Source organism: Vibrio sp. 10N.222.49.C9, from assembly GCF_041474985.1.
GTDB classification, from domain to species: Bacteria; Pseudomonadota; Gammaproteobacteria; order Enterobacterales; family Vibrionaceae; genus Vibrio; species Vibrio crassostreae_C.
This window is the reverse complement of sequence record NZ_JBFRVD010000289.1, coordinates 1-393: the sequence shown is the minus strand read 5'-3', so window position 1 is coordinate 393 and position 393 is coordinate 1. Positions and strand designations below refer to the sequence as shown.

Sequence of the window (393 nt, the reverse complement as noted above, 5' to 3'; positions counted from 1 at the left end):
CCAGAGTGAGGGATCGCGACAATGATATCAGCGCCTTCTTTCTTCATCTGAGGGACCATCTTTTCAGCGGTTTCTTTGATGTCTTCCGCGTAAACACGGCCTTCTAGGTTCTTCTTGTCCCATACCATGATTTGCGGTGGTACGAAGCCGATGTAGCCCACTTTTACTTTATGAGACTCGCCGTCTACGTCAGTAAAGGTATGCTCCTTGATGATGTAGGGCTTAAACAGGTGCTCGCCGGTTTTTTTGTCAAACACGTTGGCACTGATATAAGGGAATTTGGCATCGTTGATGGTTTCAAATAGAAATTCAAGGCCGTAGTTGAATTCGTGGTTGCCGATGTTACCCACATCGTAATCAAGCTGGTTCATAGCCTTGTAGACAGGGTGTACT

At 46.3% G+C, this 393-nt stretch carries 1 pseudogene; it reads right to left on the bottom strand.

Going from position 1 to position 393, the window contains the following annotated elements:
- Positions 1 to 393 (bottom strand): annotated as a pseudogene (locus AB4585_RS23180) (2',3'-cyclic-nucleotide 2'-phosphodiesterase); the annotation flags it as partial.